The following is a 281-nucleotide window of genomic DNA, read 5'->3' as shown; positions in this document are numbered from 1 at the left end:
ACATTGTATAACACCATTCATAAAATCAATTCGCTTCTTATCTCGTATGACATTGAGTTACGACCAGATAGTATGCAGTTCCATGGAAATGAGAAGGAGATTCGTCAATTTTTTGTGGAATTTTTGTTTGAAGTCTATGGAAGCAGGCTTTGGCCATTCGATGATATTCAAAAGCAAGATGCAGTTGATTTTTTACAAAAGCTATTTCAGGTGCTCGAAGTCAATCTACCTGATGTGGCGATAGATAAATTTTGCCTATGGCTCGCCGTTTCCATACACCG

At 38.1% G+C, this 281-nt stretch carries 1 protein-coding gene and 1 pseudogene; both read left to right on the top strand.

The window, feature by feature from the left end; all coding sequences use genetic code 11:
* Positions 1-3: 3 nt before the first annotated feature.
* Positions 4-66: pseudogene (locus tag AC0IXA_RS27345) on the top strand (hypothetical protein); the annotation flags it as partial.
* A 6-nt stretch (positions 67-72) separates the two neighbouring features.
* A partial coding sequence (locus AC0IXA_RS27340; RefSeq protein ID WP_471814889.1) for a hypothetical protein occupies positions 73-281 on the top strand: 209 nt, incomplete at its 3' end.

It is taken from the genome of Pseudomonas sp. AC083 (assembly GCF_979253165.1).
The sequence above is the reverse complement of the archived record's forward strand: the minus strand, read 5'-3'. Positions and strand labels throughout refer to the sequence as shown.